General features: G+C 41.9%; 15 protein-coding genes. 7 read left to right on the forward strand and 8 right to left on the reverse strand.

Going from position 1 to position 17177, the window contains the following annotated elements:
* Positions 1–51: 51 nt before the first annotated feature.
* The 3 genes from EPB74_RS12665 to dinB form a co-directional block, all read right to left on the reverse strand.
* Entirely contained in the window at positions 52–1860 is a 1809-nt protein-coding gene (locus EPB74_RS12665) for a type IV pilus assembly protein FimV (protein ID WP_274904503.1), read from the reverse strand.
* Positions 1861–1977: 117 nt separating this feature from the next.
* Positions 1978–3198, reverse strand: a complete 1221-nt coding sequence (gene queA, locus EPB74_RS12670) for a tRNA preQ1(34) S-adenosylmethionine ribosyltransferase-isomerase QueA (RefSeq protein WP_274904504.1) — start codon at positions 3196–3198, stop codon at positions 1978–1980.
* A 174-nt stretch (positions 3199–3372) separates the two neighbouring features.
* Positions 3373–4458 (reverse strand): DNA polymerase IV, encoded by a 1086-nt coding sequence (gene dinB / locus EPB74_RS12675; protein ID WP_274904506.1) that lies wholly within the window; start codon positions 4456–4458, stop codon positions 3373–3375.
* A 550-nt stretch (positions 4459–5008) separates the two neighbouring features.
* Between dinB and EPB74_RS12680 the strand changes: the two genes are divergently transcribed.
* Entirely contained in the window at positions 5009–5254 is a 246-nt protein-coding gene (locus EPB74_RS12680; RefSeq protein ID WP_079692099.1) for a hypothetical protein, read from the forward strand.
* Between the two features lie 83 nt (positions 5255–5337).
* Here the strand turns inward: EPB74_RS12680 and maiA are convergent, their stop codons facing one another.
* On the reverse strand, positions 5338–5982 hold the full coding sequence (gene maiA, locus EPB74_RS12685; protein ID WP_274904531.1) for a maleylacetoacetate isomerase: 645 nt from the start codon (positions 5980–5982) through the stop codon (positions 5338–5340).
* A gap of 139 nt (positions 5983–6121) precedes the next feature.
* Between maiA and EPB74_RS12690 the strand changes: the two genes are divergently transcribed.
* The gene (locus EPB74_RS12690; RefSeq protein WP_274904507.1) at positions 6122–7015 is read left to right on the forward strand and encodes an IclR family transcriptional regulator; all 894 of its coding nucleotides are present in this window, start codon (positions 6122–6124) and stop codon (positions 7013–7015) included.
* A gap of 59 nt (positions 7016–7074) precedes the next feature.
* Here EPB74_RS12690 and EPB74_RS12695 read toward each other — a convergent pair whose 3' ends face one another.
* The 4 genes from EPB74_RS12695 to EPB74_RS12710 form a co-directional block, all read right to left on the reverse strand.
* The gene (locus tag EPB74_RS12695; protein ID WP_079692096.1) at positions 7075–7650 is read right to left on the reverse strand and encodes a VOC family protein; all 576 of its coding nucleotides are present in this window, start codon (positions 7648–7650) and stop codon (positions 7075–7077) included.
* Positions 7651–7793: 143 nt separating this feature from the next.
* Positions 7794–9080, reverse strand: coding sequence for a fumarylacetoacetase (gene fahA / locus EPB74_RS12700; RefSeq protein WP_274904509.1), 1287 nt, complete (start codon positions 9078–9080; stop codon positions 7794–7796).
* Positions 9081–9332: 252 nt separating this feature from the next.
* Positions 9333–10529 carry an amino acid aminotransferase gene (locus EPB74_RS12705; RefSeq protein WP_274904511.1) on the reverse strand — a complete coding sequence of 399 codons (1197 nt, stop codon included), beginning with the start codon at positions 10527–10529 and terminating at the stop codon, positions 9333–9335.
* Positions 10530–10865: 336 nt separating this feature from the next.
* A complete protein-coding gene (locus tag EPB74_RS12710; RefSeq protein WP_274904513.1) occupies positions 10866–11807 on the reverse strand; it encodes a LysR family transcriptional regulator in 942 nt (313 codons plus the stop codon).
* A gap of 154 nt (positions 11808–11961) precedes the next feature.
* Here EPB74_RS12710 and hppD point away from each other — a divergent pair, with 154 nt between their 5' ends.
* From hppD to EPB74_RS12735, 5 genes are all read left to right on the forward strand, one after another.
* The gene (gene hppD / locus EPB74_RS12715) at positions 11962–13074 is read left to right on the forward strand and encodes a 4-hydroxyphenylpyruvate dioxygenase (protein WP_274904514.1); all 1113 of its coding nucleotides are present in this window, start codon (positions 11962–11964) and stop codon (positions 13072–13074) included.
* A 212-nt stretch (positions 13075–13286) separates the two neighbouring features.
* The gene (gene phhA, locus EPB74_RS12720; RefSeq protein WP_274904515.1) at positions 13287–14105 is read left to right on the forward strand and encodes a phenylalanine 4-monooxygenase; all 819 of its coding nucleotides are present in this window, start codon (positions 13287–13289) and stop codon (positions 14103–14105) included.
* A 109-nt stretch (positions 14106–14214) separates the two neighbouring features.
* Positions 14215–14559, forward strand: a complete 345-nt coding sequence (locus tag EPB74_RS12725) for a 4a-hydroxytetrahydrobiopterin dehydratase (protein WP_274904516.1) — start codon at positions 14215–14217, stop codon at positions 14557–14559.
* Positions 14560–14648: 89 nt separating this feature from the next.
* Complete coding sequence (nhaC, locus tag EPB74_RS12730) at positions 14649–16073, forward strand: Na+/H+ antiporter NhaC (RefSeq protein ID WP_274904517.1); 1425 nt, start codon at positions 14649–14651, stop codon at positions 16071–16073.
* 313 nt (positions 16074–16386) lie between these two features.
* Positions 16387–17091: a hypothetical protein gene (locus EPB74_RS12735; protein WP_274904518.1), complete on the forward strand. Its 705-nt coding sequence runs from the start codon at positions 16387–16389 to the stop codon at positions 17089–17091.
* Positions 17092–17177: the final 86 nt, after the last annotated feature.

A 17177-nucleotide genomic window follows, 5' to 3' on the forward strand; every position in this document is an offset into this window, starting at 1 on the left:
AGTGACTCCCACGCCTACTGTTGCAGTTGACTGCATTGATCAGTTAGGCAATTATTGATTGCGTAATTTTTTGAGACGAGCTTGCAGCTCAGCCAGTTTTTGATTTTGTAATTGCAATTTTCTCGTATAACTGTCAAGCATGCCATTGGTCTTTGATAAGCCCTGAGCTTGCGACGCTGTACTTTGTCTTGATGATTTGAGAATGGTTAATACATCTGTGCTAAGCCCGTTGCCCGTTGCCATACCTGCTTTAGTTTTAGTACCATCTGCGCTACCTTGATGACCAGGAGCGATGACAGAAAACTGTGCTTTTGGCAATGTTTGGGTCTTTGTTACCGCCGGTTTCTCAGTATGTTTAGCTGCTCGAGTTGTCTCAGATGCAGTTTTAGATACTGGTTTTGAAGTGGGTTTTGGCGTTGTTGGTTTTTTTGCAATAGGTATATTGGCTTTCCTGTTATATTGTCTCTGCGCGCTAATCGCTGCCTCTAGCTTTTGCTGTGATGGCAGCACATCATAATTGGGTAGGCTTAACTGCGCATCCGCTTTTAATTGATCAGCATTTTTATTAATGAAAGCACTAGGGTTCTGCGACTTAATTTCCTTCATGACTGTCTGAATGTCAAGATTGTTTTTCTCTGCGATTTGCTGGGCAATGACCCATAAGCTGTCGTTGCGCTGCACGGTATAATTGACTTCAGCGCTACCTGGTTGATTAGGGGCTGTCGCCACTGTGGCTGCTGTATTTGTCCCTACTGTAGAGGCATTGGATGTAACGCTACTAGAGGAGGTGTCACTAGTGGGCACGCTATTTCGAGGTGCGCTAGCGACAATGGTATTAGCAGAATTAGCTTGAACTGTTGAGGCCTGATTATTTAGCGTTGGCGGCAGTGTCGCTTTAGGGCTCAAAGGCCTAGCCGCCACTATGCCTGTATTGCGTTCATTATCAAACTGTATCTGACGGGTAATTTGTATATTTAATATATCGAACTGCCTGTCAGTCACGGCACCTTCTTCATTATTATCCGACGATAGAATATTAAGGCTGGTTGCGGCTGTATTATTGGCGCTTATTTTATTATTTGGAATATAGTCTGTAGTCTTGCTTACATTCAAAGAATTTTTATCTAAAGAATTAATTGAGCCAGTATTATCGTTATTTAGGCGACTAGGAGCATAAACCGTAGTATTGCTTTGTGTGGTCGTAGTGACTGCTGCTGGCAAGCTAGATGATACAGTAGGTGCTTGAATGTTAGGTATTTGAATATCGCGTGCGGGCAATTTTGCTGCTGCCAAATCAGACGTTGATGATTTATATGCTGATAATAATAATGGTGGCGGTGTGCCTTGTCTAACAGTTAGCGGTTGCGCATTGATGACAGAAACGACCGGTAAGTTTGGCTTTTTTGCCCCTGTAACGATGTTTTTAGAGGATGTAATCGGTAAGCTGTCATTAAGGGGCATGAGTAATGTCTTAGGAATGACATTGCGCTGAGTGCCATCATTAATAGCTAACACCACATCTGCAAAAGGCTTGGATACAGGCTTCGTAGTGGTAATAAAAACCTGACCAGTGGTGGCTGAAGTCGGCTGAAAGCGTACAGTCATAGAGTCAGTGGGGGTCAAACCCATTTGCTGATAAATAGTAGAATTCGCTAAACTGGCCGAAAAATCGGCTGTTTTAATATCGGTGACCATAATACTGGCGACTAAAGGTTCGTGCTGAGCAGAGGTTACAACAGTTTTGCCAATCGTCGCTGCTTGAGCACTAGATACTAGGGCTGCATAGCCTACTGAATAAAGCAGTGCCATGGATACTGCGCGATGTATCGTAGTCAAGCGATGAGATAAATGACAAGACATGTGCAGCCCTTTAGAGTGAGAGTTATCTATATTGTTATAACAAAATAGCGTTTAGTTTACCAGTTTATTCCACTGCTGTTGTGATCAATACCTTAATTGTTTGCTTAATGTTCACCCTTATCCGTTCGATTTTTTATCAAGCAGCATAGCATCGCCGTAACTAAAAAAACGATACTGCGTTTTAATAGCATGTTTATAAGCCTGCTCGATAGATGCTTTACCTGCAAAGGCTGATACTAACATCAACAAAGTAGACTTCGGTAAGTGAAAGTTCGTTAGTAGTTTATCTATAACCCCAAACTTAAATCCCGGATAAATAAAGATATCTGTATCACCTGACCAGCTAGCCAGTGCTTGTCCATTAACCGCTGTTTTTTGATACGCGGTTTCAAGGACACGTGTCACCGTTGTACCAATAGCGATCACTTGCTTGCCATTGGCATGGGTTTGATTGATAAGATCTGCGGTAGGCTGAGGCAAGTGCGCATATTCACTATGCATGGTGTGATTGAGTAAGTTGTCTGTTTTTACAGGCGCAAAAGTCCCTGCGCCAACATGGAGTGTGACAAATGCCGTGTTAATCCCTTTTGCAGCAAGCTTAGCTAATACTATCTCGTCAAAATGTAAGCTCGCTGTCGGTGCTGCTACGCTAGCAAGCTTGGCAGGATCATGAAAGACGGTTTGATAACGAGTATTATCAGTGGCATCGGCATGGCGCTCAAAGTAGGGCGGAATGGGCAGCTCACCATGACGCTCTAAATCAGGCAAGATGGGCGCATCAAAAGCCAAGATAAATAAGTTCTCTTGACGACCAATCATCACGCAATTCATGTGACTGTCAGCAAGCGCTAAACGCTGACCAAGCTTGGGTGCTTTACTTGCTTTAACATGACAAAGGGCGATATATTTTTCTGTGCTGAGTGTATCGTCTAATGTTGCCAAATCTAAAGTTGCACTATTCAAATTAGTAATATCAACCAAGCGCTCAATGAGCACTTCAACTTTTCCGCCCGTATCTTTTTGACCGAACAGACGCGCTTTCATAACTTTGGTGTCGTTAAAAACAATTAAATCGCCCGTGTTCAGCAGCTCAGGCAGCTCTGAAAATAATTTATCTTCAATTTGACTGATGTCATCTTTTTTATTACTAGCAGCTAGATACAGTAGCTTTGACGCTGACCGCTGCGCTAATGGATAGCGGGCAATTAACTGATCTGGTAGTTCATAATCGTACTCATCAACACTTAAATACTCTAAAACGTCGTCACTTTTATTGCTATCGTTATTGGCATGAATACTGAGGTTGTTATTTAAGCTTGCTAGTTGAGAATCAGTCATAAGTAGTCTTTAAATAAAGTTGAATTTTGGCGTAATTGTAGCAGAAATGAGAATATTAAAGAACGTTTCCTAAGTGGTTATAGTTCGTAAAACTTGATAACTATTAAATAGCCTAAGCAGTATTCTTCTCATTTATCAAAAGTTTAAACCTGTTTTTATTGAAGATCATTCATGTTACTCGAATAAATCTAACTGCGGTATTACCTGTGTGGCAAGCGTTAACGAAGAGAAGGTCACACCCACAAGTCTGATAGGAAGTTGACGCGGAATATCTAAAAATAGCTTGCCTAACCAGTAGTGAGCGGATTCAGCACTATCAAAAGCGGTGGATAAAGTGTGTGAGCGCGTCACTTGAGTAAAGTCAGCGTATTTAATTTTGAGGGTAATAGTATAGGCAATAAGCTGTTTTTTATGCAGCTGATAAAAAGCATCGGCATTTTGCTCATAGATTTGTCTGAGGAGTTCATCATCACGATTTAAATTGTCTCTAAAAGTTGTCTCAGAGCCAACAGATTTGTGCGTACGTTCAGATTTGACGGCACGTTCGTCACGACCATGCGCAATATCATAATAAAACTGTCCGCGCTTACCAAATTCATTAACTAATATGGCAGCTGGCGTGCGGCGAAGGTCTGCACCGTGGCTGATACCCATCGCATGCAAGCGCTTTGCAGTTGCTTTGCCAATACCATGAAAACGCTCAATAGGCAGTGTACTAATAAAAGCGTCGGCATCCGCTGGTGTGATAACCGCGGTACCATTGGGCTTATTAATGTCAGAGGCGATTTTTGCAAGCATCTTGTTAAATGAGACACCTGCAGAGGCGTTCAGACCTGTTTGCTCTAAAATTTGCGCCCGTAGCCAATTTGCCATTAATGTCGCTGAGCCTTTATGAACAGATAACCCGGTCACATCAAGATACGCTTCATCTAATGATAACGGCTCAACATGCGACGTCAGGCTGTGCATAATGCGGCGGATATCGCTACTGACGGCGCGGTAAACATCAAAGCGTGGTGGTACAAATATGACTTCTGGACAACGCTTTTTTGCCTCATAACACGACATGGCGGAGCGTACGCCAAACTTACGTACTTCGTAACTGGCAGCAGCAACTACCCCGCGACCATTTGGGTCGCCACCGACGACTAATGGTTTGCCACGTAGCTCAGGGAAATCGCGTTGTTCCACACTGGCATAAAAAGCATCCATATCGATGTGGATAATCTTGCGAAGGATTGGTTGGTTGATGGGTGTCATGAGTACTATTTTACCTGATTTTATGACTCTGTTTTAGTCGCTGTTGCTCGATTGGAAAATAGTTTATGAAGATATGGTGAACAATATTCAGGTAAGAGAAATGATCGCAATGCACAGTGTGATCTGACACCATTTTCATCATCAATAACTTGTCTGATGAATTTCAGGAATTTTTGGATAGTAAGTATTGTTAAGCAACGAATTAAAGATTTTGAGTGATACATTTATTAAGAGTATTTAAATTTACTGACTGTTCACATTCCGATCTTGACCGTTCGTCGGGAATAATATAGTTAATTGTTACATTTTTGCTTATACAGCTTTACAATGGAGTAATCAGGATACAAAGTATCTATAGAAGAGAGAGTAGAAGAAGTAAGCAGCAATTAAAGATATAGGTAATTACTCATTGTATTTGCTTGACAACAAACGGATTTGCATCATTTATATTAGGTTCATTGACTCAATAACGATAAAGGTTATTATCAAAAAACTATATATTTAATGATGAATAGCTCAAACTATTGTAAAAGAAGTTAAGGAGCGGGGTATGAATAATGAGTTAGCAGGCAGTGGTTTAACACGCGCATTGCTTGCACGAGGTGATAAACAAGTATGGTGTGCAGTCGATGATGATAGTGATGAGCAAGCAATGATAGGTCACTGTGGTAATGATTTTACCGCTTGTATTGTCTCATTTAAAGATGATTTGTTTTATTGTAGTGGTGGTTCACCATGGCTATTTGCGGTACCGATAAAGATAGTCGCTGTTACCCAATATGAGATGAATCTTTAAGCATTGGATGTGGCAATAGTAATATGAGAGTATCAATATAATATAGCCTCCTAATTTGGAGGCTTTATTTTTTGTAGATTAGATTAGACGCTTGGCGCATCAGGTTGCATCATAGGATCAGCATCGGCGAACGCCTTCAGAGTGCGGCAGTGCGTATCGGTATCTACGATATTAGGATAAAGACTGAGGTCTACTTTGAAGCGTCGAGCAGACGACACTTGTGGAATAAGATAGCAATCTGCAAATGTTGGACTGTCGCCATAGCAGAATTTACCGCGATTTTTATCTTCTGCCAAGCGTTTCTCTAATGCAGCAAAACCTTCACTCATCCAGCGACTACACCACGCCATGACTTCATCTTCCTCTACTGACAGCTCATTGCGTAGGTATTGTAAGATACGGCGATTATTAAGCGGGTGAATATCACAGCCAATCATAGCGCTGAGTGCTCGCACTTGCATGCGACCAGCCGCATCTTTAGGTAACAATGGATGATTGGGATAGACTTCTTCTAACCATTCCAAAATAGCTGGGCTTTGATAGAGTTGTAAGTCATCAACTTGTAAGACGGGCACTAGACCTTGTGGATTAACTGCTTTAAATGCCGCCTCCAACTGTTTGTCTTCTGCCAAATTAACTGAAATATAGTCATATTCTAAACCTTTAAGGTTCATAGCAATGCGAGTACGGTAAGAGGTGCTACTGCGAAAATAGCTATAAAGTTCCATCATTATTATTCTCCATTTTGAGCATGTATCAAACGCTTATCATTATGTATATAATCAGTCGTAATAAGAAATTCATCAAATCCGTAAGCGCTGTTATTAATAGACAAACACCAATTCGCTTAAACCAATGAGCTTTAAAATGCCATCATCAGATAATGCCTCAGTATTAAATCATACTTTAACCTCTAGCAAGCCCCAAGGCGGCGTACAGTCACTTGAAATTGGCCTATCGATATTAGATATTCTTATCGCTTATAACGCGCCTATGATGCTAAAAGATATTGCTCAAGCCATGCAGATGCATCCTGCCAAAACCCATCGTTACCTAGTGAGCTTGATTCGTAAAAGCTATGCTCGTCAACTTGACGATGGGCGTTATGGATTGGGCGAACGCGTCGATGCTTTAGGCGCTTTGGGTAATACAGCGCTCAATCAAAATAATCTGTTAGAGCGACTTACCGCTGTCGCCAACGCTATTAAAGATGCTCTAAACTGCGGCGTGCAAATCGCTAAGTGGTTTAGTGAAGGTCCAATTATCATCCAGTCCGTTGAACCGGATAGCCCGATTAGTATCATTACTCGTATTGGCTCACGGATGCCGCTCACGACTTCTGCCACAGGGCAGTTGTTTGCCAGTTACCAGTCTGATGCCGTTATTAAGCCATTGGTGCTTGCAGAGTGGCAAGGTAAAGCTAATAATGCAAAAGTATTGAACGATGATGAAACAGCGTCTCGTTGGTTGCAATTTACCCAGCTACAAACCAATATTCGTACTCAAGGTTATGCAACAGTGACTGGCGATATGTTAATGGGGATTAATGCGATTACGATTCCAGTTATCTTCCCGCAGTTTGCCACTGCTAGTAACAACGGTACTGATCAAGCTTTTATCGATAAAGGTTCATCTCTTGAAAAATTGCCCTTAGAGTATGCCATTACTATCATCGGAACCACCGAGCAGTTGCCGATGAGTGAGCAGCATAATATATTTGAGCAAATATTGCTGATAGCACAGCGTTATAAAATTGCTTAGATGCGAGTAAATGAGACAATCTCAGCTACGCTATGTTTTAGGATTTGATAAGTTAATACTTACTCACCCACAGGCGCGACTTCTCTTGCTTCGGCAAGCTCTTCGGCATGTAAAAACTGCGTATGCGCTGGAGCGCGTTTGGTACGCGACCATTCATCAAGCATATCTTGCTTAATCTCTTCAGTAATCATCGATACTTTTTCTTCTGATGTAATATCATCATAGGTAAGTTCCATACGATGTCCGTTAGGGTCGAAGAAGTAAATCGAGTGGAAGATGCCGTGATTGGTCACGCCGATAACATCAATACCGCCTTCCTCTAAATGCTTTTTAGCAGCCATTAAAGTATCACGGTCTTTTACTTTCATCGCTAGATGCTGTACCCAGTTTGGCGTATTCGGGTCAAAGCCCATCTCAGGTTGATTAGGTACTTCAAAAAACGCTAAGACATTACCGTTACCAGCATCTAAAAACACATGCATATAAGGGTCAAAGGCTTTGGTTGAAGGTACATGATCTTCAGCAAATGCTAAGATGAAATCCATGTTTAGATGTTTTTTATACCATTCGACGGTTTCTTTAGCGTCTTTGCAGCGATAGGCCACATGATGAATTTTTTCAATTTTAAAGGTCATTATCAATATCCTTTTGATAGGTAATCAAAAAAGCAGTCACAGCAAATGCCATATAATTTCAATCTCAACTTCATCTTTACTGTGACTAGCCTTTTATTTATGAAACGGGTCGGTGCTTTAAATCTTTAATAATCCCAGAACTACTAAGAAAAATTAAATTCTAAGGCAGGCATTACCTTACCTCGTACTTCGCCAAAGCCGACACGGATACCCTCTTTTTCGCTATAGCCTTTCATAATGACCGTATCGCCATCTTCAATAAAGCTGCGCGTCTCGCCGCCTTTAAGAGTCACTGGTTTGGTGGCATTCCAAGCAATCTCTAACATCGAGCCATAAGAGTCTGGCGTTGGTCCGGAAATCGTACCTGAGCCCATCATATCGCCAACTTCTACTTTACAACCAGTGATAGTGTGGTGGGTCAACTGCTGTGCCATTGACCAGTACATATGTTTGAAATTGGTTTCACAAATAACAGTGGCGCGCTCAGCATTTTCAGGAAGTAGCTCTACTGACAGATTAATATCATAGCTATTATTGCTGTCTTTTTCGTTCAGATAAGCCAGTGGTTTTGGCTCTTGAGTAGGGCATGGCATCTTGAACGGTGCCAATGCATCCATGGTTACAATCCAAGGCGATACCTCAGAAGCAAACGTTTTGGCGTTAAATGGACCTAAAGGCACATATTCCCATTTTTGAATATCACGGGCTGACCAATCGTTAAGTAAGACCATACCAAAGATATGATCGATAGCATTATCTACTGCAATCGGTTGACCGATGTTGTTGCCTTTACCGACGACAAAAGCCGTTTCGAGCTCAAAATCAAGGCGCTTACAAGGCGAGAAAATAGGGCGTTCATCTGCATTAGGTTTTAGCTGACCAGAGGGGCGTATCACATCACTACCGCTGACGATGACCGTGCTGGCACGTCCGTTATAGCCGACTGGCATTTCCGTCCAGTTAGGTAGTAGGGCATTGCTCGGGTCACGAAACATAGTACCGACGTTGGTAGCGTGTTCTTTAGAAGAATAGAAATCAGTAAAACCTGGCACTTGAACGGGCAAATGCATGGTGACGTCTGCTTGCTTAAAGAGTACTTTTTTCTGCAAGTCTTTATTGTCACGTAAGGCATTACTGGTATTAGACAGTAACGTTTGAATAGTTTTACGTGCTTGAGTCCAATTATCTCGACCAGAATCAATAAAGGCGTTTAGAGTCGGTTGATCAAAATATGACCCGCCATTTAAGCTCAGCAAACCTTCTGCTTCGAGGACGGCCAAATCCAATACGTGCTCGCCAATAGCGACACCAGCACGGCGCTTGCCGTCAGTACTTTCACTGAAAATACCATAAGGCAGATTATGGATTGAAAAGTCAGAATCAGTGGCGATATCGATGAAAGAGGTGAGGTTTTTGTCAATCGTTGACATGGTTTGCTCCTTGCTAAAGTATATAATGAATTACGTTATGATTAACTACTTACGTATAATGTAATTTATAGCCAGTCATATTGCAAGGTTTTTTATGCAGTGTTTTAGTGTCGTACTGATATTAAAGCTAGCTGATTTGTTGCTATCGATACCGCTATTGCTGTCATTTATTACATAAAATCAAAGCATAAAAAAAGGCTAAGCAACTGCTCAGCCTTTCTTATTAAGATAGTTTTACGATAACAAGCTGGTTTAGTCTTTTAAGACTTCAACCATAGCATTCGCAACATAATCGATATTACTGGCATTTAAGCCGGCAACACACATGCGTGAGTTCGATACCATGTAGATACCAAATTTGCTTTGCAGCTGCTCAACCTGTTCAGGAGTGAGTCCTGTAAAGCTAAACATGCCGTTCTGCTCAGTTAAGTAGTCAAAGTTACGATCAGAAATTTTGGCTTCCAATACTGATTTCAGCTTTACGCGCATAGACTTGATACGGTCACGCATCGCATAAACTTCGCCAACCCATTGCTTGTGTAACGCTTCGTCGTTCATGACGATATCGACCACACGACCGCCATGTGATGGCGGGCTTGAGTAGATACGGCGCACGGTAGAGTTCAGCTGACCGAAAACGCGCTCAGTTTCGTCTACTGTTGGACAAACGACTGATAAACCACCGACACGCTCACCATATAGCGATAAGTTTTTAGAGAATGAGTTGCTGACAAACACTGGTAGACGCATTTCGACGGCTTTACGAATCGCGTAAGCATCGCTGTCCATATCTTCGCCAAAGCCTTGGTAAGCAATGTCCATAAATGGAATCAGCTCGCGCGCTTGAATAACGTTTAGTACTTGATCCCATTGCTCACGAGTCAAATCAACGCCTGTTGGGTTATGGCAGCAAGGGTGCAATAAGATCACATCATTTTTGTTCAAAGTTTCAAAGAAGCGGATCATCTCATCAAATTTGGTACCACCAGTAGCGGTGTCGTAGTATGGGTATTTACCGACTTCTACATCAGAGCCTTCAAAAATGGCAATGTGGTTGCCCCACGTTGGGTCACTGACATAGCACTTAGACTGCGGAAACCATTCATGGATAAATTCTGCGCCGACTTTTAACGCACCAGAACCACCGATGGTAGCAATGGTCGCAACCAAGCCGTCTTGTAAAACCTGAGCATCTTTGCCGAAAAGTAGCTCTTGACAACCTTTACGATGCCCTGGTAAACCTGCCATTGGCAAATACGGACGAGGCGAGATAGGGTCAGCAATACGCTGTTCAGCCGTTTTGACACACTCAAGCACTGGCATTTTGCCATCTTCGTCATAATAGACGCCCACACCTAGATTCACTTTATCTGGGTTGCCATCTGCTGCAAATTTGTCCATCAATCCTAAGATTGGATCACCGGCATAATAATCGATACGTTCAAACATTTGTTTTCCTTACAAGAGATATGAGTTGAGGCGCTAAAAAGCATAAACCAGTTTTGTGATTAACTCAACGTTAGATTCCGTTATCCTCATTAATTAACGCATTTTTTTCTTACCTACAAACTTTTTAATTATCTCTCAGCTTGATACTGACTGTGATGGTCAGTATAGCCAATTCAATATAGAAGAGGTACGTTAAAAACAGCGTTATACTGGGATAAATTTTCCTCGCTTGCTGTGCGCTTCGCACTCCAGAGGCTTCGCAAAATTTATCCCAGTAGCACTGTATTCTTTTTAAATTGAATCGACTATATCAAGCGATTGCTTAGATAATGAACTTTAAAAGCTCTGTAAGTCATCAAAGTGGGTGGCAAAATAGCGCTGCAAAAAATGCTTAAAAGCAATGCTCGCGGGTGATAATGCTCGCGATGAGCGTTGATAAATGAAAAACCGGCGCATTTTGACAGGTTGCGCAAGCGGTCGCATCTGTAAACCATTAGCGCTTACCCAGTCTATCACTTCTGGCATGTAGGGCAGACACAAAGTAATACCAAAACCTTGGCGAGTCATCTCAAGTGCCGTCGACATAAAATTCACTTTGTAACGCGCCTGCTGAATATGGTTGACGATACTTTCATCCAGCTCAGTGGTCAATTTTTCAAGAAAAGGGCCTTGTAGCGTGATGAGTGGAATGTCAATCAAGTCTTGCCAAGTGACTTCATGTTTTTGCGCCAACACATGGCTATCAGGCATTACCACACAAAACGGTAATTGATATAATAAGTCTGCACGGATGTCATCTTCTGTTTCCATAAATTCAAGCTCAGTACCGACTTCAGTACCGACACCTAAATCCACTTCAATATTTTGGATATGCTCAAGGACGTTTTCTGCTGAGCAATCTAATAACGATACGCTGATATCTGGATAGTCTTTGGCAAACTGCGCAATGACCGCTGGCATAGAAGAAGCAGCAAACTGCGATACTGCCAATCTTACCTGACCTTGCGCCAAGTTTGTCAAACTGCTTGCTTCATTTTCAAATAGTTGCATCTCGTTCAAAATGCGCCGAGCTTTCGGCAATAAATGATGTCCTACTACAGACAAAGACAACTGGCGTGTGGTGCGATCAAACAACACAATACCCAAGTTAGATTCGAGCTCTTTGATCAAGCCACTAACGGCAGATTGAGTTAAATGCATCTGGTCGCTGGCACGGGTAAAACTGCCATTGTCAGCGACTTTGATAAAGGCGGTGAGTTGGCGAATGCTGATATTCATAAGTAAACCTGATAAATAAATCAAAAAATACGATTAGTCTTATAAATCAAGCTAATCTAATATAAATGAATCGTCAATAGGAATGATTGATGAATCTTATTTTTTGCTAATTTTTAGCGCTTTATACCACCAATTGAAATTAAGGATGATGACAATGTCAGAGTTAAAGGCAGATTTATTTGATAACCCAATGGGCCTAAACGGGTTTGATTTCGTTGAATTCGCCTCACCTCAACCTGATGCGGTTGAAGCATTGTTTAAGCAGCTTGGCTTTGCTCATGTTGCCAACCACAGATCTAAAGACGTCGCTTTATTTCGTCAAGGTGACATCAACCTCATATTAAACCGTGAACCAAAAAGCCAAGCCAGCTACTTCGTTGAAGAGCATGGCGCAGGCGCTTGTAGCTTGGGCTTTCGCGTACATGATGCCAAAAAGGCTTACGAGTTAGCGATTGAAAATGGTGCTCAACCAGTAGATGTACCAACAGGGGTTATGGAACTCAGGTTGCCTGCAATCAAAGGTATCGGCGGCTCACTTATTTATTTGATTGATCGTTTTACTGATGGCAACTCAATCTATGATATCGACTTTGAATATCTGCCAGAGGTTGATAAACATCCTGTTGGCCATGGTTTTAAAGTTATCGATCACTTAACCCATAACGTTTATCGTGGTCGCATGGCCTATTGGGCAAACTTTTACGAGCGCATCTTTAACTTCCGTGAAATCCGTTTTTTCGATATCAAAGGTGAGTACACCGGCCTGACCAGTAAAGCGATGACGGCGCCTGATGGCAAAATCCGTATCCCGTTAAATGAAGAGTCAAAGCAGGGCGGTGGACAAATCGAAGAGTATTTGATGCACTTCAATGGCGAAGGTATTCAACATATTGCTTTAGCCAGTGATGATTTGTTTGCCAGCATTGATAAGCTAAAAGCCGCTGGTATCCCGCTCATGACGGCGCCAAATGAGACTTATTACCAGATGCTTGATGAGCGCTTACCGGGCCATGGCGAAAATGTCTCTGAGCTACAGATGCGCGGTATCTTGCTAGATGGCACCACTGAAGGCGGCGCACCACGTCTACTGCTACAGATTTTCTCTGAAACCATTTTGGGTAGCCCTGTATTCTTCGAATTCATCCAACGTAAAGGCGATTACGAAGATGGTTTTGGCGAAGGTAATTTCAAAGCATTGTTTGAATCAATCGAGCGTGACCAAGTACGTCGCGGCACGGTTGGTCAGCAAGAAACTGAAACGCCTTAGTCTTAGAGTCGTTGTTGTAAATTGGCTTTAAAGTAATAAACGGGCAAGGCAAAGGGAATTTGTCTTGTCCTTATTAGCCTGCTACCTACTAGTATAGTCCTGCTTATAATAGTGATTATAAAGTATGGGGTTTAGGGTTAGTAGGACAAAGTCATTAACACAAGCTACTGCTACAAAGGTAATGGACTAACTGCAATAAAAGGAATATAGGCATGGAACGCCTACCATCTACAAATGCTACTGATAAAAAGCAACCTTACGTGTCGCATCAGCCAGATGCTACTGGTCATATTCACTATAGTGATGATGAGCATGCCATGTGGCAAGCGCTGCTTGCGCGTCAAGCCAAACAAATCCCCAATCGTGCCTGCCCAGCTTATCTAGAAGGTTTAACTAAGCTGAATCTATCGCCCGCACGTATTCCGCAACTACATGATATTGACGAAGTTTTGCAAGCAACGACCGGTTGGCAAACCGCTGCTGTCCCTGCATTAATCAGCTTTGGTAAGTTTTTTAAACTGTTGGCCAATAAATCCTTTCCAGTGGCGACTTTTATTCGTCGATTCGATGACATGGACTATATCGAAGAGCCTGATATTTTCCATGAAATCGTCGGTCATTGCCCCATGCTGACCCATCCTGCGTTTGCGACTTTTAATGAGACGTACGGTAAGCTGGGACTAAACGCCAGTAAAGAAGAAAGATGGTTCTTAGCACGGCTTTACTGGTTTACCATCGAGTTTGGTTTGGTTGGAAAGACGCAAGATAGCCGCCGTATTTATGGCGGTGGTATTTTAAGCTCACCCTCTGAAACGGTCTATGCGCTCAGCGATGAACCCGATTGTCGTGCGTTTGATTTAATTGACGTCTTGCGCACTCCTTATCGTATCGATCATATCCAGCCGATTTACTATGTCATTGATGATTTAGATGCGTTATTTGATATTGTTAATAGCGATATCATGGGCGCAGTGAAGCAAGCGATGGCACTTGGACTTTTTGCACCAAGTTATTCTGAAAATACCTGCTAATTCATTAGAAAATATACTGAGCTATGGAAGTAATGTGGCTGTAAATTACAGCAGTAACACGGACGTATCTGAATTAAAAAAATAATAGTTAACCTAAAAGGACCTTATCATGACAACCTTATCACAAGCCAGCTGCGAAGCCTGCCGTATTGGCGCTCCAACAGTCAGCGAAACTGAAGCGCAAGAGCTATTACAACAAATTCCAGATTGGTCATTGATTGAAGTTGATGGCATTAAGCAATTACAGCGTCAATATAAATTTAAGAACTTCGTCACGGCGATGGCATTTGCCAATCAACTGGCAGATATTGCTGAAGCAGAAGGGCATCATCCTGGCATATTGGTTGAGTGGGGCAAGGCCACCGTCACTTGGTGGTCGCATAGCATTAAAGGTCTGCATCGCAATGATTTTGTCATGGCAGCCAAGACCGATAGCCTGTTGGATAAGGAATGAGAGTAGCAATCATTATCGCAACTCATTAAACTTATCACCCTAAAAGCTAACCCTAACGCCAGAATCTACTGGCACGTCAAGGATGTGTTATGCCTCCACAAGTACTTACCGAGCTATCTCCTAAGGTAGCTTTTATCATTGCTAGCGTCGTCATTGCGATTATGGGTGTCACCATGATCGGCTTTGGCTGGGTTCCGCACCTATCATTGATGCTTGCTATTGCTGTTTTGCTGGCACTAGGTATGTTCAAAGGCTTAAGCTTTGAGAAGATGCAGGAGCAAATGTCTTCAGGCGTCGTCAGTGGTATTGGTGCTATCTATTTATTATTCTTTATTGGATTGCTAGTCGCCGCTCTCATGATGTCGGGCGCTATTCCTACCATTATGTATTATGGTTTTGACCTCATTTCACCGCAGTATTATTATATCTCTGCCTTTGTCTTGACCTCAATTATTGGGGTGGCGCTAGGCAGTAGTTTGACCACGGCAGCGACGATAGGCGTGGCCTTTATTGGGATGAGTAATGCCTTCGATGCCAACGTCGCTATCGCTGCAGGTGCCATCGTCTCAGGCGCATTCTTTGCCGACAAAATGTCCCCACTATCAGATACTTGTACGCTTGCCTCTTCTGTCGTAGGTATTGATTTGTTTGAGCACATTCGTAATATGATGTATACCACTGTGCCCGCTTGGCTCATCACAGCAGGACTGTTTTGGTTCTTCTCTGGGCAGGCAGGTACTGGCAATTTAGATCAAGTTACTTTGTTACAGTCGCAGCTTGTCGATAGCGGCTTAGTCCATGGTTATTCAGTGCTACCGTTTGTTGTGCTAGTTGTATTAGCGTTATGCCGAGTGAATGCCATCTATACCATCATTTATACGATTGCTAGCGCTTTAATCATTACCTATTTTCACAGTACCCCCAGTATCGGACAGTTAGGTAACTACATGTTTGGCGGTTATACGCCTGCCGAAAACTTAGAGCTGGGCGAAGTAGGCGGTATGATCTCACGTGGGGGTATGCAAAGTATGTTCTTTACGCAGACCATTGTAATCCTCGCATTAAGTCTAGGCGGCTTGTTACGTGCATTGGGTATCTTACCAGCGTTACTATTAGGTATTAGAGATATGCTGACCAGTTCAGGTCGTGCGATATTTGCCGCCGCTATGGCAGCCTTAAGTATCAACGTTTTAATCGGTGAGCAGTATTTAAGTATACTATTATCAGGTACGGCATTTCGTCCGACCTTTGAACGCTTAAACTTACATCCCAAAAATCTATCGCGTACGATTGAAGATGCCGGTACGGTTATCAATCCATTGGTACCGTGGAGTGTGTGTGGGGTATTTATCAGTCAGGCATTGGGTGTACCAGTTATTGAGTATATCCCTTATGCCTTCTTCTGTTACTTATCGCTACTGCTCACAATATTGTTTGGCTTTACAGGGATAACAATCAGCCGTAAAGATGGAACGAGTGTTCGCATGCATGAAGCGAAACAAGTTGTTAGTTAAGAGGTATGGCTAAATAGTTCAGTAGGTTTTATAGTTTCCTCACTATAAAAAGTCATCATAAGAAATTAACCCATCGTGCTTAAATATCTTTAAAAAAAAGAATCACGCTAATATTTAGCGTGATTCTTTTTTTTTGATAAAGTGAACAATATATCTAAAAGTTACTGAATAAGAGATAATGTATTCATAGATTTCGAGGCATTAAAGACACTTAAAAAAGTGAATTTAGCCGCTCTTATCGCTTTGTAGTAACCTATAGCTTTGTAGTAATAAAGATCTAATAAAGCTCACTTAAATGAAAAGGCAGTCCTGAATGACCAATAATAACCCATACAATCTTATACCTTTGAAACCTACTGGCAGAAATGAGACTGATACCGCCAATACTTATTCGCCTGAAGACATGGTTCAGATATACGAGCAACAATTTCTTACCGAAGTACCTGAAGATAAGCTCACAGAGTTTTTGCCTTTTTTAAAAAGCTTTTATGACATTGATGACTATACGTTAGATGTCAGTGCGGTCATTTTTGAGGCCATCGCTGATTCCTGTATTATTTATAATCATAAAGTCAAAGTAGGGCGTTATCAGATATTAGAAGGATTGGTAAAAGAAGAGATTGAGGAAGACGAAAACTATAAAGAGGACGAAAACTCTGAATACAAACAGGAACAAGCCTATACACTAGAATGTAAGCGTACTTTTTTTATCAATGATGTAGAGATGCCTTATCGTTTTAATTTGTTTATCCATGGGGATAGTTATTCTACGTTAACCAAGAGAAATAGTTTGTTAGAAAAAATCTACTGGTTTGTCAGTGATGGATTTGAAGAGCATGTATTAGGCAACCCTGAAGATACAGAAAGCTTAGCGTCTATTAACGAGCAACTGGTAAGCTTGGGTATTCGGGAAATGGATCTGACGACCATACATGAGTTAGTTGACTATGTAGAAGACAGCATCATAGATGATGACATGGTGGAAACGCTTAATAAAATATTAGATGATGCTGAATAGTATGATAGATATAGAGTTAAGTTAGCTTGAATCTAGGGTAATTAATACACAATTTTTTATTAAAGAAAGTCTTACCTACTAGGTAG

The organism is Psychrobacter sp. DAB_AL62B (assembly GCF_028895345.1).
Taxonomy (GTDB): Bacteria; Pseudomonadota; Gammaproteobacteria; order Pseudomonadales; family Moraxellaceae; genus Psychrobacter.